Here is a 24816-nt window from a genome sequence, read left to right as displayed (position 1 = left end):
TCCGATCACACGCTCAGCGGCGCAAACTGCCGCACATCCACCGACGCTTGCGCCGATTCGAACCAAGGGTCGGGCTCGCCGTCGAGCGCGAACTGCAGCCGCTCCCACAGCGCTTTGCGGCCCTCGGCGTCTTCGAGGATCTTCTTCTTCACGTAGTCCAGGCCGACGCGGCCGATGTAATGCACGGTGCGCTCCAGGTACCAGCCTTCCTCGCGGTACAGCTGGAGGAAGGCGCCGGCGTGTTCCATCACTTCCCCGGCGGTCTTCACCTTCACGAGGAACTGCGCCACCTCGGTCTTGATGCCGCCGTTGCCGCCCACGTACAGCTCCCAGCCCGAGTCGACGCCGATCACGCCCACGTCCTTGATGCCGGCCTCGGCGCAGTTGCGCGGGCAGCCCGACACGGCCAGCTTGACCTTGTGCGGCGAGTACATGGCCCACAGCGCGCGCTCCAGGTCCTTGCCCATCTGCGTGGAGTCCTGCGTGCCGAAGCGGCACCACTCGCTGCCCACGCAGGTCTTCACCGTGCGCAGCGACTTGGCGTAGGCAAAGCCGCTGGGCATGCCGATGTCCTTCCACACGCCTTCCAGGTCTTCCTTCTTCACGCCCAGCAGGTCGATGCGCTGGCCGCCCGTGACCTTGACGGTCGGAATCTTGTACTTGTCGGCCGCGTCGGCAATGCGGCGCAGCTCGTCGGGCGTGGTGTGGCCGCCCCACATGCGCGGGATGACGGAGTAAGTGCCGTCCTTCTGGATGTTGGCGTGGCTGCGCTCGTTGATGAAGCGGCTCTGCGGATCGTCCTTCGCCTCTTTGGGCCAGGTGCTGATGAGGTAGTAGTTGACGGCCGGGCGGCAGGTGGCGCAGCCGTTGGGCGTGCGCCAGCCCATGCCGCGGTAGACCGCGTCGTGCGTGAGCCAGTGCTCCTTGCGGATCGCGTCGCGCACGTCCTGGTGGCTCATGTCGGTGCAGCCGCAGATCGCCTTCTTCTTGGGCGTGGCCGAGTAGTCGCCGCCGGCCGTGAACATCAGGATCTGCTCGACCAGCCCGGTGCACGAGCCGCAGCTGGCGCTGGCCTTGGTGTGCTTCTTCACCTCGTCGAGCGTGAACAGGCCCTTTTCCTTGATGGCCTTGCAGATGGTGCCCTTGTTCACGCCGTTGCAGCCGCACACCTCGGCGTCGTCGGGCATGCTCGCGGCCTTGCTGTGGCCCTCGTGGCCGGTGTCGCCGATGTTCGACTCGCCGAACATCAGCTTGTCGCGGATGTCGTGCACGCTGCGCCCGTCGCGCAGCAGCTTGAAGTACCAGCTGCCGTCCACCGTGTCGCCGTACAGGCAGGCGCCGATGAGCTTGTCGTCCTTGAGCACCAGCTTCTTGTAGACGCCGCCGAAGGGGTCGCTCATGACGATCTCCTCGGTGCCTTCGCCGCCCATGAACTCGCCGGCGCTGAACAGGTCGATGCCCGTCACCTTGAGCTTGGTGGACGTGAGCGAGCCGAGGTAGCGGCCGATGCCGAACAGCGCTAGGTGGTTGGCCGCCACCTTGGCCTGCTCGAACAGCGGTGCGACCAGGCCGTAGGCGATGCCGCGGTGCGCCGCGCATTCGCCCACCGAGTAGATGCGCGCATCGGTCACGGTCTGCATCGTGTCGGTCACGACGATGCCGCGGTTGCAGTGCAGGCGCATCTTCTCGGCCAGCTCCACATTGGGGCGGATGCCAACGGCCATCACCACGAGGTCGGCGGCGACCTCGGTGCCGTCCTTGAAGCGGATGGCTTTCACGCGGCCATCGTCACCCCCGACGAGGTCCTGCGTCTGCGCGCCCATGAGGAACTTCAGGCCGCGGTCTTCGAGCGACTTCTGCAGCAGCTTGCCCGCCACGTCGTCCAGCTGGCGCTCCATGAGCCAGGGCATCACGTGCACCACCGTCACGGTCATGCCGCGCAGCATCAGGCCGTTGGCGGCTTCGAGCCCGAGCAGGCCGCCGCCGATGACCACCGCGTTCTTGTGCGTGCGCGCGGTCTCGATCATGTAGTCGGTGTCGGCGATGTCGCGGTAGGCGATCACGCCCTTCAGGTCCTTGCCGGGCACGGGCAGCATGAAGGGGTTCGAGCCGGTGCACATCAGCAGGCGGTCGTAGGGCGCCTCGGTGCCGTCTTCCGCACGCACGATGCGGTTCACGCGGTCGACCTCGACCACCTTCTTGCCGGCGTGCAGCGTGATGTGGTTGTCCGAGTACCACTCCCAGCTGTTGAGCACGATCTCGTCCACCGTCTGCTCGCCTGCGAGCACAGGCGACAGCAGGATGCGGTTGTAGTTGGGGTGCGGCTCGGCGCCGAAGACGGTGATGTCGTACAGGTCGGGCGCGATCTTCAGCAGCTCTTCGAGCGTGCGCACGCCGGCCATGCCGTTGCCGACCATCACGAGTTTCATTTTCTTCATGGGGCGGGACCTTTCAGGGAAATCAACCGAACGACGGCCCGCGGCGCGCGGTCAGAATCGCGCCATGAGCTTTGAAGTGGACATCGGCTACAGCAGCCAGCGCGGGCCGCGCGACGCGAACGAAGACTTCGCCGGCACGGTGCATGCGCCGGCCGGCGACGAGGCACGCGGGCTCATCGCGGCGATTGCCGATGGGGTCTCGAGCGGCGGACGCGGCCGCGAAGCGGCGCAGACCACGGTGATGGGCCTGCTGGCCGACTACTTCGCCACGCCCGCGACCTGGGAGCCGACCGCCGCGCTCGACCGTTTGATCGGCGCGCAGAACGGCTGGCTGGCCGACCACAACCGCCGGCGCCAGGGAAAACAGGAGGGCGCCGGCACGGCGCTCACCACGCTCACCGCGCTGGTGCTGCACGGCCAGAGCTACACGCTGGCCCACGTGGGCGACACGCGCGCCTGGCGCGTGCGCGCCGACGGCGAACCCGCGCAGCTGCTCACGCAGGACCACGCCTTCGACCACCCCGACATGCGCAGCCGGCTCACGCGCGCCATCGGCCTGGACGACCAGGTGCGTGTCGACTACCTGCAGGGCGACGTGCGCGTGGGCGACTGCTTCGTGCTCAGCACCGACGGCGTGCACGGCGTGCTCAAGCCGCAGCAGGTGGCCGCGCTCGCGCTGCAGGGCGACGCCGAGGCCGCGAGCGAGGCGCTGGTGCAGGCGGCGCTCGACGCCGGCACGCGCGACAACGCGACCGCGCTGGTGATCCGCGTGGTGGGGCTCGACGCGCGCCAGCTCGACGACGAACTCGGCGACGGCCGCCGCCTGGCGCCGCCGCCGTGGCTCAAGGTGGGCGACGTGCTCGACGGCTACGTCGTCACCGGCCTGGTGGCCGACACCGGCGTGCACCTGCTGTACCAGGCGCGCCATCCGGTCACGCGCGAACTGGTTGCGCTCAAGACCCTGCACCCCTCGCGCGCCGGCGACCCGCAGGAGCGCGCGATGCTGGCGCACGAGGCCTGGCTGGGTCAGCGCGTGGGGCAGGGCGGCGGCTTCGTGCGCGTGCACGAGCGTGCGCCCGACGCCAGCGCGCTGTACATCGTGTTCGACTGGCACGGCGGGCGCACGCTCGAGCAGATGCGCAAGGACGGCACGCGCGGCACCGTGGCCGAGGTGGTCGCCGCGGCCATCGAGGTGAGCCGCGCGCTCGGGCGGCTGCACCGCCACGGCGTGGTCCACCGCGACATCAAGCCCGGCAACCTGCACCGGGGCGACGACGGGCGCTGGCGCATCCTCGACCTGGGCGTGGCGATCTCGGGCCGCGAAGGCGCGGCGCAGCGCGAGCTGCATGCGGGCACGCCGAGCTACATCAACCCCGAGCAGTGGGAAGAGGGCGGCGTGGCCGATGCGGGCAGCGACCTGTTCGCGCTCGGCGCCACGCTCTACCAGTGGCTGGGCGGGCACCTGCCCTACGGCGAGATCGAGCCCTACCAGGTGGCGCGCTACCGGCGCGACCCGGTCGCGCTCTCGCGCCTGCGGCCCGACGTGCCCGTGTGGCTCGACCATTTGGTGCGCAAGGCCGTGGCCCGCGACCCGCGCGAACGCTTCGAGACCGCCGAGGAGATGCTGCTCGCGCTGGAGCGCGGCGCCTCGCGCCCCGTGAACGCGCCCGCCGCCACGCCGCTGATCCGCCGCGACCCGCTCGCGCTGTACCAGCTCGCGCTCGGCGTGTCGGTGCTGTTCAACGTGCTGCTCATCGTGTGGCTTCTCTTCCTGCCACGCTGAGCGGGGGCGGGCGAAGCGGGTCATGAACGGGCGGCCTTGCGAACGGGCGAGGGCTTGGCAACCGCAGGGGCCGGCGTGACGCGCGCGCGTCCGCCTTTTTCGGCCCAGGTGCGCGTCCAGCGGATCTGCATCACGCGCATCACGCCCAGCATCGCCAGCGAGAGTGCACCGAAGAACACGAAGCCCCAGGCATAGCTGCCCAGGTACTGCTTCGACAGGCCCATGGCGTTGGGCACCAGGCCGCCGCCGAGGGCGCCGATCTCGCCGATCATCGAGCCGGCCACGGCCGTGCTCGTGGGCCAGCGCAGCGGCACCAGCTGGAACAACGCGCCGTTGCCCGCGCCCAGCGCCGCGAAGCAGACGATCAGCAGCAGCGTGGTGAGCGCCAGCGAGCCCGACGAGAAGCCCACCAGTACGAGGCCCACGGCCACCACCAGCAGCACCACCGTGAGCGTGTTCACGCCGCCCCAGCGGTCGGACAGCCAGCCGCCCACGATGCGCACCGCCGCGCCCATGAAGGCCGCGAGCATCGTCAGCTGGCCGGCCTGCACCTTGCTCACGCCGAACTGGTCGTAGTAGTACGAGGGCAGGAAGGTCGTGAGGCCGATGAAGCCGCCGAAGGTCACGCCGTAGATCAGGCTGAAGACCCAGCCGTCTTTCTCGAACAGGCAGGCGATGTGGGCGCGGAAGCTGCCGTGCGGGTCCACGTCCGGCGGCTCCTTGGCGAAGAACACCATCACGACCATCGGGATGAGGATGGCGACGGCGGCCACGCCGTACACCGCCTGCCAGCCCAGCCAGTTGGCCAGCGGCGGCGCCACCAGCACCGACACGGCCGTGCCCACGTTGCCCGCGCCCACCAGGCCCATGGCCAGGCCCTTGTGTTGCGGCGGGAACCAGCCCGAGCCCAGCGACAGCGCCACGCCGAAGCTCGCGCCGGCGATGCCCAGCAGCACGCCCATGGCGAGCAGGTCGTTGAAGCTCTTCACGAAGAAGAAGCCGAACAGCATCGCCACCGCGATCAGGCCCATCTCGACCAGCGTGGCCTTCTTGCGGCCGATGTACTGCGACAGCAGGCCCAGCGGGAAGCGCATGAGCGCGCCCGCGATGATCGGCACCGACAGCATCAGGCCCTTCTGCGCGGGCGAGAGGTTGAAGGTCTCGCCGATGAAGGGCGCCATGGCGCCGTTGAGCACCCAGATGCAGCAGGAGAACGAGAAGTACAGGAAGGCCGCGAACAGGGTCGGACTGTGGCCTGACTGCAAGAAATTCCTGAAACCGGACATGGTGTTCAAAGGTGCAAAAAGCCGCGGCGCGACCGGGAGGCGGCCGTGTCGACGGACAGGGGTGGAGTCGGGGTACCGTCGGCGAATGCCGTCGGCATGGGGGTGAGCCCGGCCTGAGGAGGGCCGGGTTGGATGCAGGAACCTGCAGCCTCACCAAAGCGGTGCTTCGTTACACCGTGCCCCCTTCGATGCAAGAGGCGTGCCTGCGAATGCAGGCTGGCGTGGCCTATGCTTCCCGGGCCTTGCCACACCTTGCCGCCATGTCCCTTCTCGTCGTCCTTTCCCCTGAACCCGCTGAAGGCGAGCCCTTGCCGGCGCCGCTGCAGCAGTCGATCGATGCCGCGGGCGTCGCGGTGCTCGGGCGTGCGGGCTGCCACACGCTGGTGCAGCGCACGCAGGCGCTCGCACCGTCGATGGTCCTGGTGCATCTGGATGAAACAGAGCCGCAGCTCGACGCGCTGCTCGAAGCGCTGGCCCCCTGGGGCGGCGCACCGCCGTGCGCCCTGGGCGTGATGAGCGCGCCGCTGGACGGCGCGCAGCACGCGGCGCTCGTGGCCGCGGGCGTGCACGGGTGGGTACCCATCGATGGCACCGATGCGCTCGCCGCACTGATCGCGCAGGCGCAGGCCCGCTGGACCCGCGAGGCCGCGCTGCGCACCGAACTCGACGCCCTGCGCACCCGCATGGACGAGCGCAAGTGGGTCGACCGTGCCAAGGGCCTGCTGATGTCCGCGCGCGGCATCGGCGAGGACGAGGCCTTCGGCCTGCTGCGCGGCGCCGCGATGCACGCCAACCTGCGGCTGGGCGAGGTGTCGCGCTCGGTCATCGAGGCCGCGCAGTGGGCCGAGGCGATCAACCGCGCGGGCCAGCTGCGCATGCTCTCGCAGCGGCTGGTGCGCGTGGCGGCGCAGCTCGCGGCCGGCATCGACGCGCAGCGTGCGCGCGTGCTGCGCACGCAGTCGACCGAGCGGGTGCAGCAGACGCTGGATCATCTGGCGGCCCTCGAGCTGGGGCCGGCCGGCGTGCAGGCGCTCGGCGAGGTGCAAGCCGCCTGGAACGGACTGGCCGCGTTGCTGACCGCCAAGCCTGCGTCGACGGGGCTTGCTGCGATCGATGCGCGCGGCGAGGCCCTGCTGTCGGCGGCCGAATCCCTGACGGACGCGCTGGAAGCCTCGGGTGCGCGGCGCGCGCTGCGCATCGTCAACATCTGCGGGCGACAGCGCATGCGCGCGCAGCGGCTGGCCAAGGACGCCTTGCTGGCCTCGACACTCGCGGCCGGTGCCTCGCGCGAGCGGCTGCTGCCGACCATGAACGAATTCGAAGCCGCGCTGCTGGAGCTGGAGCGCGCGCCGCTCAGCTCGCCCGAGATCCGTGCCGGGCTGGCGAGCGCGCGCGACGAGTGGCTGCGCCTCGTCGGCGGCGTGCAGGCGCTCGACAGCCCCGAGGGGCGCGCCACGCTGGTGCGTTCCAGCGAGGCGCTGGTCGACACCTTCGAGCGCCTGACCGGGTGGTACGAGCACAGCCTGCAGGTCATCATGTCCTGACGCCGGTTGTGCGGCACCTGCTGGATCAGGCCGCGGCCTTCTCCACATGCGCCTGGCGCGTGTAGAGAAAATCGATCACCGCCTTGCGCGCATGCACATAGGCCGGGTCTTCGGCCAGCGCGACGCGGTTGCGCGGCCGCGCGATGTCCACCGCCAGCACGTCGCCGATGGTGGCGGCCGGGCCGTTGGTGAGCATCACGATGCGGTCGCTGAGCAGCACGGCCTCGTCGACGTCGTGCGTGACCATGACGACCGTGCTGCGCGTCTTCTGCACGATGGCGAGCAGCTCGTCCTGCAGCTTGGCGCGGGTGAGGGCGTCGAGCGCGCCGAAGGGCTCGTCCATCAGCAGCACCTTGGGTTCCATCGACAGCGCACGGGCGATGCCCACGCGCTGCTTCATGCCGCCCGAGATTTCGCCGGGGCGCTTCTGCGCGGCGGGCGTGAGGCCCACCAGTGCGAGGGCCGCGTCGGTGCGCTCGCGCAGCTGCGCCTTGTTCTCGGTGGCCGCGAACACGCGCTCGACCGCGAGGTACACGTTCTCGAAGCAGGTGAGCCAGGGCAGCAGCGAGTGGTTCTGGAACACCACGGCCCGCTCGGGCCCCGGGCCCTTGATCTCCTTGTTGGCGCACAGCAGCACGCCCTGCGTGGGCGTGGTCAGCCCGGCGATGAGGTTCAGCAGCGTCGACTTGCCGCAGCCCGAGTGCCCGATGAGCGTGACGAACTCGCCCTTGGCCACGTTCAGGTTCACGTCGCGCAGCGCGACGAAGCGGCCCTTGGGCGTCTTGAACGCCTGTTCGACACCGTGGATCTCGATGTACTTCGAATCGTCGTTCATGACTTCACCTCTTCGAACGTGAATGCGGTGGCGAGCTTGATGAGCGCGAACTCCAGCACCAGGCCGACGATGCCGATCACGAAGATCGCGATGATGATGTTGGCGACGTTGAGGTTGTTCCACTCGTCCCACACCCAGAAGCCGATGCCGACGCCGCCCGTGAGCATCTCGGCCGCGACGATCACCAGCCACGCGGTGCCCACCGCCAGGCGCACGCCCGTGAGCATGTAGGGCAGCACGGCCGGAAAGAGGATCTTGGTGAGGATCTTCCATTCGCTGAGGTTGAGCACCTTCGCCACGTTCATGTAGTCGCTGGGCACGCGCTGCACGCCCACGGCGGTGTTGATGACCATCGGCCAGATCGAGCAGATGAAGATGGTCCAGATCGCGGCCGGGTTGGCGCCCTTGAACACCAAGAGGCCGATGGGCAGCCACGCGAGCGGCGACACCGGACGCAACAAGCTGATCAGCGGGTTGAACATGCGTGAGAGGAACTCGAAGCGCCCGATGGCGAAGCCGGCCGGAATGCCGACCGCCGCCGCCAGGCCGAAGCCCAGCGCCACGCGCTGCAGCGACGACAGCACGTTCCAGCCCACGCCCTGGTCGTTCGGGCCCTTGCTGTAGAACGGGTCGCTGAACACCGTGAGCGCCTGCTGCCAGGTGGCCAGCGGCGAGGGAAAGCCGGTGGTGCTCTTCATGGCCACGATCTCCCACACCAGCACCAGCAGGCCGAAGCCCAGGAACGGCGGGAGCACGCGCATCCAGAAGGCGCGCAGGTCCAGGGGCGTGCGGGTGCGGGGCACTGGTGCCGCCGCCGCAACGGCCGCAGCGGGGGCGGGTGCCAGGGGCCTGGACACCACGGGCGCGGCGACCTGCGAGGTCACGGCGTCGAGCGGGGAATGGAAGACAGCGCTGACCATGGTGCGTTTCTCCTCAGACATGGAGCTTGAAAGACTCGGCGTACTTCTTCGGGTCCTTGCCGTCCCAGACGGTGCCGTCGAAGAGCTTGCTGGTGCGCAGCACGTCCTTGGGCACGGGCGTCTGCGTGGCGGCGGCGGCCTGCTTGTAGATGTCGATGCGGTTGATCTCGGTGGCCACCTTCAGGTAGTCGGGGTGCTCCTTCAAGAGGCCCCAGCGCTTGTGCTGCGTGAGGAACCACATGCCGTCCGACAGGTACGGGAAGTTCACGGCGCCGCCGTTGTAGAACTTCATGTGGTTGGGGTCGTCCCAGCTCTTGCCCAGGCCGTTGGTGTAGCGGCCCAGGATGCGCTGGTTGATGGCGTCCACGCTGGTGTTGACGTAGCTCTTGTCAGCAATGGTTTCGGCCATCTTGTTCTTGTTCTGCAGGCCGGTGTCGATCCACTTGCCGGCCTCGAGGATCGCGGCCGTGACGGCGCGCGCGGTGTTCGGGTATTTCTTCGTGAACTCCGCGGTGCAGCCCAGCACCTTCTCGGGGTGGTCCTTCCAGATGTCCTGCGTGGTGATGCCGGTGAAGCCGATGCCGTCCATGATCGCGCGCTGGCCCCAGGGCTCGCCCACGCAGTAGCCGTCCATGTTGCCCACGCGCATGTTGGCCACCATCTGCGGGGGCGGCACGGTGATGTTCTTCACGTCCTTGAACGGGTCGATGCCGGCCGAGGCGAGCCAGTAGTAGAGCCACATGGCGTGCGTGCCGGTGGGGAAGGTGTGGGCGAAGGTGTATTCGCCCTTTTCCTTGGCGATGAGCTTGGCGAGCGAGGCGGCATCGACCGCGCCCTTGTCGGCCAGCTTCTTCGACAGCGTGATGGCCTGGCCGTTGTTGTTCAGGGTCATGAGCACGGCCATGTCCTTCTTCGGGCCGCTCACGCCCAGGTGCATGCCGTACACGAGGCCGTAGAGCACGTGCGCCATGTCGAGGTCGCCGTTCACGAGCTTGTCGCGCACGCCGGCCCAGCTGGCTTCCTTGCTCGGCACGATCTTCACGCCGTACTTCTTGTCGATGCCCAGCACCGAGGCCATCACCACGCTGGCGCAGTCGGTCAGCGGGATGAAGCCGATCTTCACTTCTTCCTTCTCGGGCTTGTCCGAGCCCTGGGCCCAGACGGCGGCGCGCAGCGCGGGGTCGATGCCCACGGCGCCGAGGGCGGCGGCCTGCAGCACGCGGCGCCGGCTCAGTTTGGTTTTCAGCAGCAGATCGGACATGGCGGGGCTCCAGAAGTGAAAGACAAAAACGAAAAGGCGTCCGCACCGCGCAGGGGCTGCTCGTGAACGAGCCCTTGCGGGATGGGGACGCCTTTGTCCGGTTCGGTGGGCCGCACCCGCCGTTGGGTGCAACCTGCCTTTGAGACCTTGCGGTCCCGTGCCAAGGACTACGCAAGCGACGTGCCAGCTCGAACCTGCCGTTGGAGGCTATGGAAAAGATAGCTGGCAGGGCGCGCCGGTGCAGGGGAAAGTTCCAGCCGGCCTGCGAAACCGGGCTACGCACAACTGTTGTGCGCTGCACCAATCCAAGCGGCTGGGGTCAGCGCCGCGGTGCAGGTTCGAGCGGCAGGTAGTCGGCCATGGCCAGCATCGACTCGGCCACGTCGACGAGGCGGCGCTTCTGGTTCATGGCGGTCTGGCGCAGCATCTTGTGCGCCTCGGCCTCGCTCAGGCGCCGGTGCGCCATCAGCAGGCCCTTGGCGCGCTCGACGATCTTGCGTTCGTTGAGCGAGGCACGCACGGTGTCGAGTTCGTCGCTCATGGCCTGCAGGCGCTGCGACTGCTCCTGGACCATGTCGAGCACCGAGCGCTCGAGGTGGCGCCCGAGCTGCGCCGGCGTGGCGTCCTGCGCCTGCTGGGCATCGTCGAAGAAGAGCGCGCCGCCGGCCTGCGGGGCCAGCGTGCCGAGCAGCTGCCGGTAGGCCGCCAGCTCGCTGCGCGCCTGGGCGGTCTTGTGGTCGCACAGCGCGCGCAGGTCGGCCGAGAGGCGGTTCTCGACCGTCTGCATGGCGTCGATGCGCCGCGTGCAGCAGTCGAACCAGGCCTGGCTCAGCAGCGCGTCGGCCGGCACCGAGGTGGCGCCCTTGCGGCGCAGGCGCTCGAGCTCGGCCAGCACGGCGTCCGACTGGCTGTCGTGCCAGAGCGTGCGCACCGCGTCGCCCGAGAAATCGATGAACACCTGGAAGCAGCGCTCCTGCGACTCGATGAGGTGGCGCCACTGCTGGCGCTGCGCGTCGTCGCCCCGGCCCAGCGCGAGCGCGGCGGCGCCGAAGGCCCGCTCCTGGCCGGCGAACTCCTTGCCCTGCATGAAGTTGAACATCGCCACCAGCAGGCGCGAGATCTCGGGGTCGGTGGCGCCGTCGGCCGCCTCGAACACCACCGCCAGCAGGCCGGCCACCAGCTTGGCGAAGGCGGCCACGGCCTGCGCCGGCTGGAGTTCGAGCGCGTCGATGCGCCGGCGCAGCGCAGGCAGGGCGTCCAGGCCCGGCAGCACCCAGGCGATGCGGCTGAACAGGCGCGCGCCGTGGCCGGCGCCCACCGCGCGGTGGTGCTCGGCCTCGAGCCGGTCGAAGCCGGCGCGCACCTGCTGCTCGAGCGCCAGGCATTCGGCGATCTGCGGGCCGCGCTGGTCGGCAAAGCGCCCGCCGTGCGAGGCCAGGAACACGTTCGACATGCCGCGCTCGCGCTGCAGCGCATGCACGAGCCGCCCGATCGCGCCGACCAGCTCGCTGGTGCGCGCGAGCTGGTCCAGCGCGTCGATCTCGCATCGGCGCGCGGCGATCAGGAAGCTCAGGCCGGAAGTCATTCGTGGGGGCGCAGAAGGGGCGCCTTCCGCTCGTGCAACTTCCGTGCCTCGCTTGCCCCTTCGCGGGCGCCGCCGGCGGGCGGCCCCTACACTCGGCGCCATGCTCTTGTTGGGAATCGAATCATCCTGCGACGAGACCGGCGTGGCGCTGGTCGAGTCGCACGGCGACGCGCTGCCGCTGCTGCGTTCGCACGCGCTGCACAGCCAGATCGCCATGCACCAGGCCTACGGGGGCGTGGTGCCCGAGCTGGCCAGCCGCGACCACATCCGCCGCGTGCTGCCGCTCACCGAAGCCGTCATGGCCGAGGCCGGTCGCTCGCTGGCCGAGATCGACGTGGTGGCCTACACGCGCGGGCCCGGCCTGGCCGGCGCGCTGCTCGTGGGCGCGGGCGTGGCCTGCGCGCTCGGCGTGGCGCTGGGCAAGCCGGTGCTGGGGGTGCATCACCTCGAAGGGCATCTGCTGTCGCCGTTCCTGAGTGCCGATCCGCCCGAATTTCCGTTCGTGGCGCTGCTGGTGTCGGGTGGCCACACGCAGCTGATGCGGGTCGACGGCGTGGGCCGCTACGAACTGCTCGGCGAGACCATCGACGACGCGGCCGGCGAGGCCTTCGACAAGAGCGCCAAGCTCATGGGCCTGCCGTACCCCGGCGGCCCCTGGCTCGCGAAGCTGGCCGAAGGCGGCGACGCCGCGGCCTTCAAGCTGCCGCGCCCGCTGCTGCACAGCGGCGACCTCGACTTTTCGTTTGCCGGCCTGAAGACGGCCGTGCTCACGCAGGCCAAGAAGCTCGGCGACCAGCTCGAGGCGCGCAAGGCCGACCTGGCCGCCTCCACGCAGGCGGCGATCGTCGAAGTGCTGCTGAAGAAGTCGCTCGCGGCGCTGGACCAGACCGGCCTGAAGCGGCTGGTGGTCGCCGGCGGCGTGGGGGCCAACAAGAACCTGCGCGAGCAACTGAACGCGGCCTGCGCCAAGCGCAAGGTGCGCGTGCACTACCCCGAGCTGCACCTGTGCACGGACAACGGCGCCATGATCGCCATGGCCGCCGCGATGCGGCTGCAGTCAGGCCTGTCGCAGGCGAGCGAGCGCTACGCCTTCGACGTCAAGCCGCGATGGCCGATGGCATCGCTGATGACGCCCGAGACGCCGCTGCCGGAAACCGCGTAGCCGGCTGCGGCCGTGCGCGCCCCAGCGAGGGCAGCGGCAGCACGTCGAGCACGTTGCGCCAGAGCTGGCGCCACTCGGGCCAGTCGTGGCCGCCTTCGGTCGTGAACACGCGCCCCGGGGGCAGGGCGTCGGCCAGCAGCTTGTGGTTGCTGGCAAAGCGGTCGGCCAGGCCGAAACCCAGGTACAGCGGCGGCAGGTCCTGGGAAGGCTTCGGCGCCAGGTACTGCTGGAAGAAGGGCCAGAGCTTGCGGTCGGGTTCCTCGTCGGGCTGCGGCCCGGTGGGCGCCTGCCAGGCGCGCAGGCCGCCGGCCTTCTTGATTTCCGCGCCGAGCACGCGGCGCCCGAGGTAGGGCGCCAGCGCCACGATGCCATCCACCGAGCCCGGCCGCGCCAGTTCGTGGATCAGCGCGCCGAACCCGCCGATGGAAATGCCGACCAGCCAGATCGAGGTGTAGCCTTTGGCCCGCTGCGGCTCGATGACGTCGGCATGCAGCCGCTCGCTGAGGGTCTGGTCGTAGTAGTAGGAGACGTCCGCATCGACCAGCAGTGCGTCGGCTGCGAGGTGCCGCTCGCGCACGGCGCTGATGAAACCCTCGCGCTCGAACTCTTCGGGTTTGAGGTAGGCCCCTGGCAGGAAGATCAGGAGCGTGTCGGACCGTTCATTGTCATTGGCTGACTGCAGGTGCGTTTTCATGGTGCCTTGAGGCACACCCGCTGTCCGCACCGCCCGGGAACTCGATGCGTTTACGAGATGCCCACGAAGAAGAAAGTACTAATAAATCGTCACATCATGTGACGTTATCCGGCACTATTGTGAATACGGCGCTTGTTTAAAGTCAAAACAAGCTGTCACTAACATTTTCTTCGTGGGGGCATCGCCGGGACTAGTTGATCTGCAAGTGCGAAACCTGGCTTGCGGGCACCAGCTTGCCCAGCTTCAGGGTCAGCACGCCGTTCTCCAGCTTGGCTTCGCTGGTGGCCAGGTCGATGGCTTGCGGCAGCTCGTAGGCGAGCTTGATCTGGCGCTTGGCTTCGGCCTTGCTTTCGATGCGGACCACGGCGCCTTCGATGGCCACCGACAGGTCTTCACGCGACAGGCCGGGCACGTCCAGCGACAGGGTCCAGCTCTTGTCGTCCTGCTCGACCAGGGGCGAGCGGCGGGCGCCGGCAAAAGCCTCGTTCACGAAGCGCTCGAAAGCGCGGTCGTGGGCACGGGGAGCGAAATGCGCGCGGTGGGTGGGGGTGAAGAACATGGCGAAAACTCCTGGGTGAATGAACACAATGGGGACATGGAATGTGTGTCCCTTACACTGCGCGGCCTTTCCATCGTGAGTGCCGCTTGACACCTCATCTAGGCGCATCGGCACGCGTTTCAAGACAATGAAAACCCCCTTTATTTGGCGCCGCCGGGCCTTGAAATTCGCAGCGGCGGCGCTATGCGCGACCCCGTTCGCCGGCCTGGCCCAGGCCCCGCAACCCGCCCCCATCCGACTGGCGCTCATCGAGAGCATGAGCGGCCCCTTCGCCAACACCGGCGAGGCCGTGTTTCGCAACCTGCAGTGGGCCGTGGAGCGCGTGAACGCGCGCGGCGGCGTGAAGCTGCCGGGCGGCGCGCGGCCGCTGCAACTGGACCGCTACGACAGCAAGGGCCAGAACGAAGAGGCGCTGTCGGCGCTGCGCGCAGCGATGGACGACGGCACCCGCATCGTGCTGCAGGGCAATTCGTCGGTGACGGCCGCGGCGCTGATCGATGCCATCGACAAGAACAACGAGCGCGACCCGTCGCGGCGCGCGGTCTTCCTGAACTACTCGGCGGTCGATCCGGTGCTGACCAACGAGCGCTGCAGCTTCTGGCACTTCCGCTTCGACGCCCACGCCGACATGCGCGTGGCCGCGCTGATGGACGTGGTCAAGGACGACGCGGCGCTCAAGCGCGTCTACCTGATCGGCCAGGACTACAGCTTCGGCCAGGCCGTGCTGCGCGAGTCGCGCCGCCAGCTGGGCGTGCAACGCCCCGACGTGGAGATCGTCGGCGACGAGCTGCACCCCATGGGCAAGGTGAAGGACTTCGCGCCCTACGCCACCAAGATCCTCGCCAGCGGCGCGCAGGCGGTGGTCACCGGCAACTGGGGCAACGACCTCACGCTGCTCGTGAAGGCCGCGCGCGAGGCCGGTTTCAATGGCAGCTTCTACACCTTCTACGGCAATGCGCTGGGCGCGCCGGCCGCCATCGGCGATGCAGGCATCGGCCGCGTGGTCGCGGTGGCCGACTGGCTGCCGAACGTGCAGACGCCGCAGTCCGAAGCCTTCTACCGCGCCTTCCGCACGCGCTTTCCGCGCCCGGCCGACGACTACGTACACATGCGCATGCAGCTCTTGGTCGAGTCGCTCGCGCAGGCGCTGGAACGCGCGGGCAGCACCGAGGCCGTGCCATTGGCGCGCGCGCTGGAGCAGGCCGACGTGAGCCTGTACGGCCAGCGCGGCCGCATGCGCGCGGCCGACCACCAGTTCCAGCAGCAGCTTGTGGTCGGTGTGATGGACAAGCAGGGCAAGCCCGGCGTGCAGTTCGACGTCGAGGGCTCGGGCTATGGCTTTCGCGTGATCAAGACGATCGCGCCCGAGCGCGCCGAGCAGCCCACGTCCTGCAAGATGAAGCGCCCTTGAGGCAGACGACACCCGACAGCACAGGAACCCCCAGACATGCGTGAAGCCATCCACCACCTCGAAGCCTCGAAGATCCGCGAAGTCGCCAATGCCGGCATGGGCCGCGACGACGTGCTCGCCTTCTGGTTCGGCGAGAGCGACGAGGTCACTCCCGAGGTGATCCGCCAGGCGGCCATCGAGTCGCTGCAGCGCGGCGAAACCTTCTACGCGCACAACCTCGGCCTGCCCGAGCTGCGCGAAGCCATCGCGCGCTACACCAGCCGCCTGCACCCGACGGTCGACGCCTCGCGCATCGCCGTCACCTCGGGCGGCGTGAGTGCGCTGATGCTCGCGGTGCAGGCGCTGGTCGACGCGGGCGACGACGTGGTCGCGGTCACGCCCGTGTGGCCCAACCTCACGGCGCAGCCGGCGATCATGGGCGCGCACGTGCGCACCGTGCCGCTGGTGCCGGTGAACGGCCAGTGGACGCTCGACCTGCCCGCGTTGCGCGCGGCGGTCACGCCCAAGACGAAGCTGCTGATCGTCAACGCGCCGAACAACCCCACGGGCTGGACGATGACGCGCGACGAGCAGCAGGCAGTGCTCGACCATTGCCGCCAGACCGGCACCTGGATCCTGGCCGACGAGGTGTACGAGCGCCTGTACTTCGAGCCCACGCCGAACGGTTGCGCGCCGAGCTTCCTCGACATCTCGACGCCCGATGACCGCCTCGTCGTCACGCACAGCTTCTCGAAGAGCTTCCTCATGACCGGCTGGCGCCTCGGCTGGCTGGTGCTGCCGCCGGCGATGGTCGACGGCATCGGCAAGCTGATCGAGTTCAACACCTCGTGCGCCAGCGTGTTCACGCAGCGCGCCGCCATCGCGGCGCTGGAGCACACGGCCGACATCACGCCGCGCGTGGTCGCGCACCTGAAGCAGTGCCGCGACACGCTGGTGCCGCTGCTGGCAGCGGTGCCGGGCGTGCAGGTGGCGCCGGCCAAGGGCGGCATGTATGCCTTCTTCCGGCTCGAAGGCTTCGGCGATTCGCTCGAGCTTGCCAAGCGCCTCGTCGCCGAAGCGGGCCTGGGGCTCGCGCCGGGCAACGCCTTCGCGCCCGAGGCGCAGGGCTGGCTGCGCTGGTGCTTCGCGTCGAAAGACCCGCAGCGGCTGGTGCAGGGCGTCGAGCGGCTGCGCGGCTGGCTGGCCAAGCAGGCGCGCTGAGGTTTTCCGGCATGGCATCGAGGTCCGCGCCTGTCGATGCCGTGCGCATCCGCGGCTCGGCGCTGCCGGGCCTGCAGGCGATCGCAGCCGAATCGAAGCGCAGCTTTCCGCGCCACATGCACGACGTGTTCGGCATCGGCGTGATGGACCGCGGTGGACAGCGCTCGGCCAGCGGGCGTGGCGCGGTCGAGGCGGTGCGCGGCGATGTCATCACGGTGAATCCGGGCGAGGTGCACGACGGTGTCGCGATGCGCGGCGAAGCGCGGGCCTGGCGCATGCTGCATCTGGCGCCCGGGCTGCTGTCGGATGGCACACCGCCGGGGTTCGAGCTGACGCGGCCGGTGTTGAGCGATCCGGCGCTGCGGCAGGGCTTCGACCGGTTGTTCGCGGCCGTCGTCGAAGGCGACGACGCGCTGGCGCTGGAGCAGGGCGTGCTGCAACTGCTGCGCGATGCACCCGGCGCACGGGCTCCCGAGTCGCCACGGTGCGTGGCGCCGGCAGCGATGGAGCGTGCGCGTGCACGCATCGCCGACGACTGCCTCCACGCGCCCACGCTCGCCGAACTGGCGCGTGAGGCCGGCCTGAGCCGCTACCAGTTGCTACGCGGCTTCGCGGCCGCCTTCGGGCTGCCGCCGCATGCCTGGCTGCAGCAATGCCGGCTGTCGCGCGCCCGCCGGCTGATCGCGCAGGGCAGGGCGCTGGCCGATGCCGCAGCCGGCGCGGGCTTCTCTGACCAGAGCCACATGACGCGGGCCTTCGTGCGCTTCCTGGGCTTCACGCCCGGGGCGTATGCGGCGGCGCGCTAGCTCGATTCCTGCAATTTCGTTCAAGACCGCCGCGCCCCTGGCGGGAGACGCTCGCGCTTTCTGCAGAACGGAAGGCGATCAGGATGTCGGAACGAAGCAAGGGAATGTGGCTGTGCGCGCTCGCGATGGTCACGGTCGGCAGCACGGTGGTCGCGAGCAAGCTTATCGCCAGCGGCCTGCCGCCGTTCACGGCGACCGCGCTGCGCTTTGCGCTGGCGCTGCCCGTGTTCGTGGCGCTGATGGGGTTCATGCGCGTGCGCTGGGCGCGCCCGGACCGCCACGACGCCGTGCTGCTGCTGTGCCAGGCGGCGGCGGGCAGCGTCGGCTACACGGTGCTGCTGATCCTGGGCGTGCGCTGGGCGCCGGCCGCCGACGCGGGCGTGGTGACCGGCACGCTGCCGGCCATGGCCGCGCTGGTGGCCGTGCTGGCGCTGCGCGAGCGGCCGGGGCGCTACCTGGTGGGCGGGATCGTGCTCGCGAGCCTGGGCGTACTGGCGATCACGCTGCGCCCGGGCGACGGAGGTGGCGAGCGCACGTCGACCGCGCTGCTCGGCAACCTGCTGGTGCTGGGGGCGGTGGCGCTCGAGTCGCTGTTCATCCTGCTCAACAAGCGGCTGCGCGTGCCGTTGGCGCCTCTCGTGCAATCGACCGCGATGGTGGCGCTGGGGCTGCTGCTGTCCGTGATCCCCGCGCTGCTGGAGCGTGCCTGGCTTCAGCCGGTGCCGGCCGAGGCGCTGGCCGGGGTGGCCTACTACGCGCTGGTGCCGACGGTGGCGGGTTTCCTGCTCTGGTACGCGGGCGCCGCCCGGCTGCGCGGTGCCGAGGCGGCGCTGTTCACGGCGCTGATGCCGGTGTCGGCGCTGGTCCTGGCCGCGTGGTGGCTGGGGGAGGCCGTGGGGTGGGCCCAGATCGCCGGCGGTGCCTGCGTGCTGGGTGCGGTGGGGCTGGTTTCGCTTGACGGAAGGCGGCGGGAAGGAGCGGTCAAGCCGGCCGATGTATACTCCCAAAGCTTTGCATGTCGCAAGGCGCACGGTGAGGGCAGTTCCAGTGCTCACCGCAAGTCAAACATCCCGGAACAAGGAAATTCAACATGATCGCAGCCTCCATCAAGGCCGAAGTTGTCAAGGACAACGCCCGTGCAGCCAACGACACCGGCAGCCCCGAAGTGCAAGTCGCACTGCTGACCGCCCGTATCAACGAGCTGACCCCCCACTTCAAGACGCACGCCAAGGACCACCACGGTCGTCGCGGCCTGCTGCGCATGGTCAGCCGCCGTCGCAAGCTGCTCGACTACCTCAAGTCCAAGGACGCCGAGCGTTACACCGCGCTGATCGCCAAGCTGGGTCTGCGCAAGTAATTCGAATCGCATGAAAAAACGCCTGGGTTAGTCCGCTAGCTCAGGCGTTTTTTACTTCGCGACCCACTTTCGGAGTGCCCAACAGAGCGAAGCTGTGTCATTCCAATGAAGTTCGTCCCGAGCTTCGCTGGAATGGCATCGTGTTCTGAGCAGCCTCCGCCCTTTGCGAATCCCGTGTGATTCGCTATCAAAATAGGAGCAACAATGAGCCTCTTCAACAAAATCACCAAGTCCTTCCAATGGGGCGACAAGACCGTCGTCATGGAAACGGGTGAAATCGCCCGCCAGGCGACCGGCGCCGTGCTGGTCGACATCGACGGCACCGTGATCCTGGCGACCGTGGTCGCTTCCAAGACCGCCAAGCCCGGTCAAGATTTCTTCCCGCTGACCGTCGACTACATCGAGAAGACCTACGCCGCGGGCAAGATCCCCGGCAGCTTCTTCAAGCGCGAAGCCAAGCCCAGCGAACACGAAACGCTGACCAGCCGCCTGATCGACCGTCCGATCCGCCCGCTGTTCCCCGAAGGTTTCCTGAACGAAGTGCACGTGGTGATCCACACCGTGTCGCTGAACCCTGAAGTCGACGCCGACATCGCCGCCATGATCGGCGTGAGCGCCGCCCTGTCGATCTCCGGCATCCCGTTCAGCGGCCCGATCGGTGCCGCCCGCGTGGGCTACATCAACGGCCAGTACGTGCTGAATCCGGGTCCCACGGCCCGCAAGGATTCGCAGATGGACCTCGTCGTCGCCGGCACGCAAGCCGCCGTGCTGATGGTCGAATCCGAAGCCCAGCAACTCAGCGAAGAAATCATGCTGGGTGGCGTGGTGTTTGGTCACGAGCAGGCCAACATCGCGATCAACGCGATTCACGACCTCGTGCGTGACGCCGGCAAGCCGGAATGGCTCAAGGAAGGCACCTGGGTGCCTGAGGCCAAGGACGAAGACTTCATCGCCAAGATCAACGGCCTGGCCGAAGAAAAGCTGCGCGCCGTCTACCAGATCCGCAGCAAGCAAGCCCGCACGCAAGCCCTGCGCGAAGCCAATGCCAGCGTCTTCACGGCCCTGAAGGCCGAAGGCGCCGAATTCGACGCCGGCAAGGTCAGCGACCTGCTGTTCGCGATCGAATCGCGCATCGTGCGCGGCCAGATCCTGCAAGGCGAGCCGCGCATCGACGGCCGCGACACGCGCACTGTGCGCCCCATCGAAATCCGCAACTCCGTGCTGCCCCGCACCCACGGCTCGGCGTTGTTCACGCGCGGCGAGACGCAGGGCCTGGTCGTCACCACGCTCGGCACCGAGCGCGACGCACAGCGCATCGACGCGCTGGCCGGCGAGTACGAAGACCGCTTCCTGTTCCACTACAACATGCCTCCCTTCGCCACCGGTGAAGTGGGCCGCATGGGCTCCACCAAGCGCCGCGAAGTGGGCCACGGCCGTCTGGCCAAGCGCGCGCTCGTCGCCGTGCTGCCGACCAAGGAAGAATTCCCGTACACCATCCGCGTGGTGTCGGAAATCACCGAGTCGAACGGCTCCTCGTCGATGGCTTCGGTCTGCGGCGGCTGCCTCTCGATGATGGACGCCGGCGTGCCCATGAAGGCGCACGTGGCGGGTATCGCCATGGGCCTGATCAAGGAAGACAACCGCTTCGCGGTGCTGACCGACATCCTGGGCGACGAAGATCACCTGGGCGACATGGACTTCAAGGTGGCCGGCACGACCAACGGCATCACCGCGCTGCAGATGGACATCAAGATCCAGGGCATCACCAAGGAAATCATGCAGGTCGCACTGGCGCAGGCCAAGGAAGCGCGCATGCACATCCTGGGCAAGATGCAAGAAGCGATGGGCGAGGCCAAGGCCGACGTGTCGCAGTTCGCACCGCGCCTGACCACGCTGAAGATCAACCCCGAGAAGATCCGCGACGTGATCGGCAAGGGCGGCGCGGTCATCCGTGGCCTGCAGGAAGAAACCGGCACGACGATCAACATCGACGAAGACGGCACCATCACCATCGCCTCGACCGATCCGGAAAAGGCCGAATTCGCCAAGAAGCGCATCGAGCAGATCACCGCTGAAGTCGAAATCGGCAAGGTCTATGAAGGCCCGATCACCAAGATCCTGGACTTCGGCGCGCTGGTCAACCTGCTGCCCGGCAAGGACGGCCTGCTGCACATCAGCCAGATCGCGCACGAGCGCGTCGAGAAAGTGACCGACTACCTGAGCGAAGGCCAAATCGTGAAGGTCAAGGTTCTCGAGACCGACGAGAAGGGTCGCGTCAAGCTGTCCATGAAGGCCCTGACCGAGCGTCCGGCCGGCATGGAATACAGCGAGCGCCCGCCGCGCGAAGACCGTGGTGATCGCGGCGACCGTGGCGACCGCCGCGAGCGTTCGGACCGTGGTGACCGCAGCGGCGATCGTGGCGAGCGCGCACCGCGCTTCAACGACCAGCAGCAGCAACCCCGCGGCGAGCAGCAACAGCAGCCCGCCGGCGAGTCGCAGCAGCAAGCGCCGCGCGAACCGCAGGAGTAAGCAGTGAGGCGCGACGGCCCGTGCCGTCGCCTCTCGCGTGGACAGTGGTGATGCCCGCCCCGTGCGGGCATCCGAGCCTCGGAGACCCCCATGAAAGCCATTGAGATCACTTCGTACGGCGCCCCCGAGGTGCTGCGCGTCGCTGCGCGTCCCGACCCGGTGGCGGGCGAGGGTGAGCTGCTGATCCGCGTGGCGGCCAGCGGCGTGAATCGCCCGGACGTGCTGCAGCGGATGGGGCACTACCCCGTGCCGCCCGGCGCCTCCGATCTGCCGGGCCTCGAAGTGGCCGGCGAGATCGTGTCGGGCGACGCCAAGGCGCTGGCCGATGCGGGCTTCAAGGTCGGCGACCGCGTGTGCGCGCTGGTCGCTGGTGGCGGCTATGCCGAGCTGTGCGTGGCGCCCGTGGCGCAATGCCTGCCGGTGCCCAAGGGCTGGAGTGACATCGAGGCGGCCTCGCTGCCCGAGACCTTCTTCACCGTCTGGAGCAATGTGTTCGAGCGCGGCCGCCTGCAGAAGGGCGAGACCCTGCTGATCCAGGGCGGCTCGAGCGGCATCGGCGTCACGGCGATCCAGATCGCCAAGGCGCTCGGCGCGACCGTGATCGTCACGGCCGGCAGCGACGACAAGTGCGAAGCCTGCCTGAAACTCGGCGCCGACCACGCGATCAACTACCGCACGAGCGATTTCGTCGAAGTGGCGAAGCAGCTCACGGGCGGCAAGGGCGTGGACGTGGTGCTCGACATGGTGGCTGGCGACTACGTGGCCCGCGAGGTCGAGTGCCTGGCCGAAGACGGCCGGCTGGTGATCATTGCGGTGCAGGGCGGTGTGAAGAGCGAGATCAACGCGGGCCTCGTGCTGCGTCGGCGACTCACGATCACCGGCTCGACGCTGCGTCCGCGGCCGGTGGCGTTCAAGGGCGCCATCGCCAAGGCACTGCGCGAGAAGGTCTGGCCGCTGCTCGAAAGCGGCGCGGTCAAGCCCGTGATCCACAGCACCTATGCGGCAGCAGGTGAACCCAGCGGCGCGGCCCAGGCTCACACGCTGATGGAATCGAACCAGCACATCGGCAAGATCGTGCTGACTTGGTGAGACGAACAACGCGATGACAACCTTCAAGAAACTGATTGCCGGCAACTGGAAGATGAATGGCGGCCTGGCCGCCAACGAGGCGCTGGTGAAGGCCCTGCAGCAAGGGCTGGCCGCCAGCCCCGCGGCCTGCGGTGTTGCACTGTGCGCGCCTGCGCCGTACTTCGCCCAGCTGCAATCGCTGCTGGCGGGCACGCCGTCGCTGGCCCTTGGTGCGCAGGACATTTCGGCGCACCCGCAAGGTGCGTTCACCGGCGAGCAGTCGGCGGCGATGCTGAAGGACTTCGGCGTGCGCTATGCCATCGTCGGCCATTCGGAGCGTCGCCAGTACCACGGCGAGACCGACGACGCCGTGGCGGCCAAGACGGCGGCGGCGCTGGCGAACGGCATCACGCCGATCGTCTGTGTCGGCGAGACGCTGGCAGAGCGCGAAGCAGGGCAGACCGAAGAGATCGTCAAGCGCCAGCTGGCTGCGGTGATCCATGTGAACGGCCACTGCATCAGCGAGATCGTCGTGGCCTACGAGCCGGTCTGGGCCATCGGCACGGGCAAGACGGCTTCGCCCGAACAGGCGCAGGCGGTGCATGCCGTGCTGCGTGCGCAACTGCACCATGCCGCGAGCGAACACGCCGCGGGCATCAAGATTCTGTACGGCGGCAGCATGAACGCGGCAAATGCCGCCGAACTGCTGGCGCAGGCCGACATCGACGGCGGCCTCATCGGTGGCGCCTCGCTCAAGGCGCCCGACTTTCTGCAGATCATTTCTGCCGCTGCACGCTGATCGCGGCAACGGCAGCCATCACTTAGGAGTAAGAACGAATGAACGTGGTCCTCAATCTTCTGGTCGGCGTGCAAATGCTGGCGGCGCTGGCAATGATCGGCCTGATCCTGATCCAGCACGGCAAGGGTGCCGACATGGGTGCGGCCTTCGGCAGCGGCAGTGCAGGCAGCCTGTTCGGCGCCAGCGGCAGTGCCAACTTCCTTTCGCGCACCACGGCCGTGCTGGCTGCGGTGTTCTTTGCCTGCACGCTGCTGCTGGCCTACTTCAGCCACGCACGTCCTGCGGGCGGTGGCAGCCTGCTCGAGCGCGCAGCCGTGGGTGCGCCTGCTGCACCGGCCGCGCCTGCGACTGGCGCTGCGGGCGAAATCCCCGCTGCAGCAGCGCCTGCCAAGGCCGCTTCGGCGCCTGCTGCACCCGTTTCGGGCACCGGCCAGATTCCATCCAAGTAATCAGGTTGTTTTCATGCAGTCGTTCGTGAGAAACGGCTTCATTTCAGGGTAAACTCTAAATCTGTTCAGAAAGCCAAATGCCTCAACGGCACCTCATGCCATCTGGACAGTTAAAAACCGCGGTCGTGGTGAAATTGGTAGACACGCTATCTTGAGGGGGTAGTGGCGAAAGCTGTGCGAGTTCGAGTCTCGCCGACCGCACCAAATCTCACCGGCAGAAGATCTCTTTCCAGAGGCTCTTCTGTCGGTGGCAAGCGGTGAAAATTTCTCGATGAACCTCGATTCCTACCTTCCCGTCCTTTTGTTCATTTTGGTCGGGGTCGGCGTAGGCGTCGCCCCGCAAGTCATCGGATACATCCTCGGGCCCAATCGGCCCGACGCTGCGAAGAACGCGCCCTACGAGTGCGGCTTCGAGGCCTTCGAGGATGCGCGCATGAAATTCGACGTGCGCTATTACCTCGTCGCGATTCTCTTCATCCTCTTCGATCTCGAGATTGCCTTTCTCTTTCCGTGGGCCATTGCGCTCAAGGAAATCGGCGCTGTTGGCTTCTGGGCCATGATGATCTTTCTCGCCATCCTCGTCGTGGGCTTCGTCTACGAGTGGAAAAAAGGCGCGCTCGACTGGGAATGACAAGGAAGCTACACGATGGCCATTGAAGGCGTTCTCAAAGAAGGCTTCGTCACCACGACTTACGACTCGGTCGTGAACTGGGCGAAGACCGGATCTCTCTGGCCGATGACGTTCGGCCTCGCATGCTGCGCGGTCGAAATGATGCACGCGGGCGCTGCCCGCTACGACATCGACCGTTTCGGCATGCTGTTCCGCCCCAGCCCGCGCCAGTCCGATCTGATGATCGTGGCCGGCACGCTGTGCAACAAGATGGCGCCGGCGCTGCGCAAGGTCTACGACCAGATGCCCGAGCCGCGCTGGGTGCTCTCGATGGGCTCCTGCGCGAATGGAGGCGGTTACTACCACTACAGCTATTCCGTGGTGCGTGGCTGCGACCGCATCGTGCCGGTCGACGTCTATGTGCCGGGTTGCCCGCCCACCGCTGAAGCACTGCTGTATGGCGTGATCCAGCTGCAGCAGAAGATTCGCCGCACCAACACCATTGCCCGCGCCTGAGAGA

At 68.2% G+C, this 24816-nt stretch carries 21 protein-coding genes, 1 tRNA gene and 1 pseudogene; 15 read left to right on the top strand and 8 right to left on the bottom strand.

Features of this window, described 5'->3' with window-relative positions; translation table 11 throughout:
- Positions 1-5: 5 nt before the first annotated feature.
- Positions 6-2438 (bottom strand): nitrite reductase large subunit NirB, encoded by a 2433-nt coding sequence (gene nirB / locus AC1RL8_RS06915; protein ID WP_492684306.1) that lies wholly within the window; start codon positions 2436-2438, stop codon positions 6-8.
- Between the two features lie 64 nt (positions 2439-2502).
- Here nirB and AC1RL8_RS06910 point away from each other — a divergent pair, with 64 nt between their 5' ends.
- Positions 2503-4221, top strand: coding sequence for a bifunctional protein-serine/threonine kinase/phosphatase (locus AC1RL8_RS06910; RefSeq protein ID WP_159271050.1), 1719 nt, complete (start codon positions 2503-2505; stop codon positions 4219-4221).
- A gap of 20 nt (positions 4222-4241) precedes the next feature.
- Here the strand turns inward: AC1RL8_RS06910 and AC1RL8_RS06905 are convergent, their stop codons facing one another.
- The gene (locus AC1RL8_RS06905; protein WP_062475477.1) at positions 4242-5507 is read right to left on the bottom strand and encodes an MFS transporter; all 1266 of its coding nucleotides are present in this window, start codon (positions 5505-5507) and stop codon (positions 4242-4244) included.
- A gap of 260 nt (positions 5508-5767) precedes the next feature.
- On the opposite strand from AC1RL8_RS06905, the gene AC1RL8_RS06900 reads away from it, so the two are divergent.
- Positions 5768-7051, top strand: a complete 1284-nt coding sequence (locus AC1RL8_RS06900) for a type IV pili methyl-accepting chemotaxis transducer N-terminal domain-containing protein (protein WP_492684305.1) — start codon at positions 5768-5770, stop codon at positions 7049-7051.
- Between the two features lie 25 nt (positions 7052-7076).
- Here AC1RL8_RS06900 and AC1RL8_RS06895 read toward each other — a convergent pair whose 3' ends face one another.
- From AC1RL8_RS06895 to AC1RL8_RS06880, 4 genes are all read right to left on the bottom strand, one after another.
- A complete protein-coding gene (locus AC1RL8_RS06895) occupies positions 7077-7886 on the bottom strand; it encodes an ABC transporter ATP-binding protein (protein ID WP_492684304.1) in 810 nt (269 codons plus the stop codon).
- Positions 7883-8806 carry a nitrate ABC transporter permease gene (gene ntrB / locus AC1RL8_RS06890; protein ID WP_492684303.1) on the bottom strand — a complete coding sequence of 308 codons (924 nt, stop codon included), beginning with the start codon at positions 8804-8806 and terminating at the stop codon, positions 7883-7885. Before ntrB ends, AC1RL8_RS06895 begins: the two co-directional genes overlap by 4 nt.
- A gap of 13 nt (positions 8807-8819) precedes the next feature.
- Positions 8820-10067: a CmpA/NrtA family ABC transporter substrate-binding protein gene (locus tag AC1RL8_RS06885; protein WP_062475451.1), complete on the bottom strand. Its 1248-nt coding sequence runs from the start codon at positions 10065-10067 to the stop codon at positions 8820-8822.
- Between the two features lie 319 nt (positions 10068-10386).
- Positions 10387-11652: a nitrate regulatory protein gene (locus AC1RL8_RS06880; protein ID WP_062475447.1), complete on the bottom strand. Its 1266-nt coding sequence runs from the start codon at positions 11650-11652 to the stop codon at positions 10387-10389.
- 100 nt (positions 11653-11752) lie between these two features.
- Between AC1RL8_RS06880 and tsaD the strand changes: the two genes are divergently transcribed.
- Entirely contained in the window at positions 11753-12814 is a 1062-nt protein-coding gene (gene tsaD / locus AC1RL8_RS06875; RefSeq protein WP_159271055.1) for a tRNA (adenosine(37)-N6)-threonylcarbamoyltransferase complex transferase subunit TsaD, read from the top strand.
- On the opposite strand, the gene AC1RL8_RS06870 is transcribed toward tsaD, so the two are convergent.
- Both AC1RL8_RS06870 and AC1RL8_RS06865 read right to left on the bottom strand, forming a co-directional pair.
- Complete coding sequence (locus AC1RL8_RS06870; protein WP_095949087.1) at positions 12750-13508, bottom strand: alpha/beta hydrolase; 759 nt, start codon at positions 13506-13508, stop codon at positions 12750-12752. The genes tsaD and AC1RL8_RS06870 overlap by 65 nt on opposite strands.
- Positions 13509-13698: 190 nt before the next feature.
- Entirely contained in the window at positions 13699-14067 is a 369-nt protein-coding gene (locus AC1RL8_RS06865; protein WP_139702817.1) for an Hsp20/alpha crystallin family protein, read from the bottom strand.
- 127 nt (positions 14068-14194) lie between these two features.
- On the opposite strand from AC1RL8_RS06865, the gene AC1RL8_RS06860 reads away from it, so the two are divergent.
- The 12 genes and pseudogenes from AC1RL8_RS06860 (at position 14195) to AC1RL8_RS06805 (ending at position 24812) form a co-directional block, all read left to right on the top strand.
- Entirely contained in the window at positions 14195-15478 is a 1284-nt protein-coding gene (locus AC1RL8_RS06860; RefSeq protein WP_492684302.1) for a branched-chain amino acid ABC transporter substrate-binding protein, read from the top strand.
- Positions 15479-15508: 30 nt separating this feature from the next.
- Positions 15509-16678 (top strand): annotated as a pseudogene (locus tag AC1RL8_RS06855) (pyridoxal phosphate-dependent aminotransferase); the annotation flags it as partial.
- Positions 16679-16689: 11 nt separating this feature from the next.
- Entirely contained in the window at positions 16690-17484 is a 795-nt protein-coding gene (locus tag AC1RL8_RS06850; protein ID WP_492684301.1) for an AraC family transcriptional regulator, read from the top strand.
- A gap of 83 nt (positions 17485-17567) precedes the next feature.
- A complete protein-coding gene (locus AC1RL8_RS06845) occupies positions 17568-18578 on the top strand; it encodes a DMT family transporter (RefSeq protein ID WP_492684300.1) in 1011 nt (336 codons plus the stop codon).
- Positions 18575-18841 carry a 30S ribosomal protein S15 gene (rpsO, locus tag AC1RL8_RS06840; RefSeq protein WP_056579564.1) on the top strand — a complete coding sequence of 89 codons (267 nt, stop codon included), beginning with the start codon at positions 18575-18577 and terminating at the stop codon, positions 18839-18841. Before AC1RL8_RS06845 ends, rpsO begins: the two co-directional genes overlap by 4 nt.
- A gap of 204 nt (positions 18842-19045) precedes the next feature.
- Positions 19046-21370 carry a polyribonucleotide nucleotidyltransferase gene (gene pnp, locus AC1RL8_RS06835; protein WP_492684299.1) on the top strand — a complete coding sequence of 775 codons (2325 nt, stop codon included), beginning with the start codon at positions 19046-19048 and terminating at the stop codon, positions 21368-21370.
- Between the two features lie 90 nt (positions 21371-21460).
- Positions 21461-22459, top strand: a complete 999-nt coding sequence (locus tag AC1RL8_RS06830) for an NAD(P)H-quinone oxidoreductase (protein WP_307635450.1) — start codon at positions 21461-21463, stop codon at positions 22457-22459.
- A 13-nt stretch (positions 22460-22472) separates the two neighbouring features.
- Positions 22473-23237 carry a triose-phosphate isomerase gene (tpiA, locus tag AC1RL8_RS06825; RefSeq protein WP_095746059.1) on the top strand — a complete coding sequence of 255 codons (765 nt, stop codon included), beginning with the start codon at positions 22473-22475 and terminating at the stop codon, positions 23235-23237.
- Positions 23238-23275: 38 nt separating this feature from the next.
- On the top strand, positions 23276-23686 hold the full coding sequence (gene secG / locus AC1RL8_RS06820) for a preprotein translocase subunit SecG (RefSeq protein WP_492684298.1): 411 nt from the start codon (positions 23276-23278) through the stop codon (positions 23684-23686).
- A 119-nt stretch (positions 23687-23805) separates the two neighbouring features.
- Positions 23806-23890: transfer RNA gene (locus tag AC1RL8_RS06815), tRNA-Leu, on the top strand.
- Positions 23891-23957: 67 nt separating this feature from the next.
- Positions 23958-24317, top strand: a complete 360-nt coding sequence (locus AC1RL8_RS06810; RefSeq protein WP_055805154.1) for an NADH-quinone oxidoreductase subunit A — start codon at positions 23958-23960, stop codon at positions 24315-24317.
- A gap of 15 nt (positions 24318-24332) precedes the next feature.
- On the top strand, positions 24333-24812 hold the full coding sequence (locus AC1RL8_RS06805; RefSeq protein ID WP_007837763.1) for a NuoB/complex I 20 kDa subunit family protein: 480 nt from the start codon (positions 24333-24335) through the stop codon (positions 24810-24812).
- Positions 24813-24816 lie beyond the last annotated feature (4 nt).

Source organism: Variovorax sp. GW822-FHT04E09, from assembly GCF_058800845.1.
This window is presented reverse-complemented; position numbering and strand designations above follow the sequence as displayed.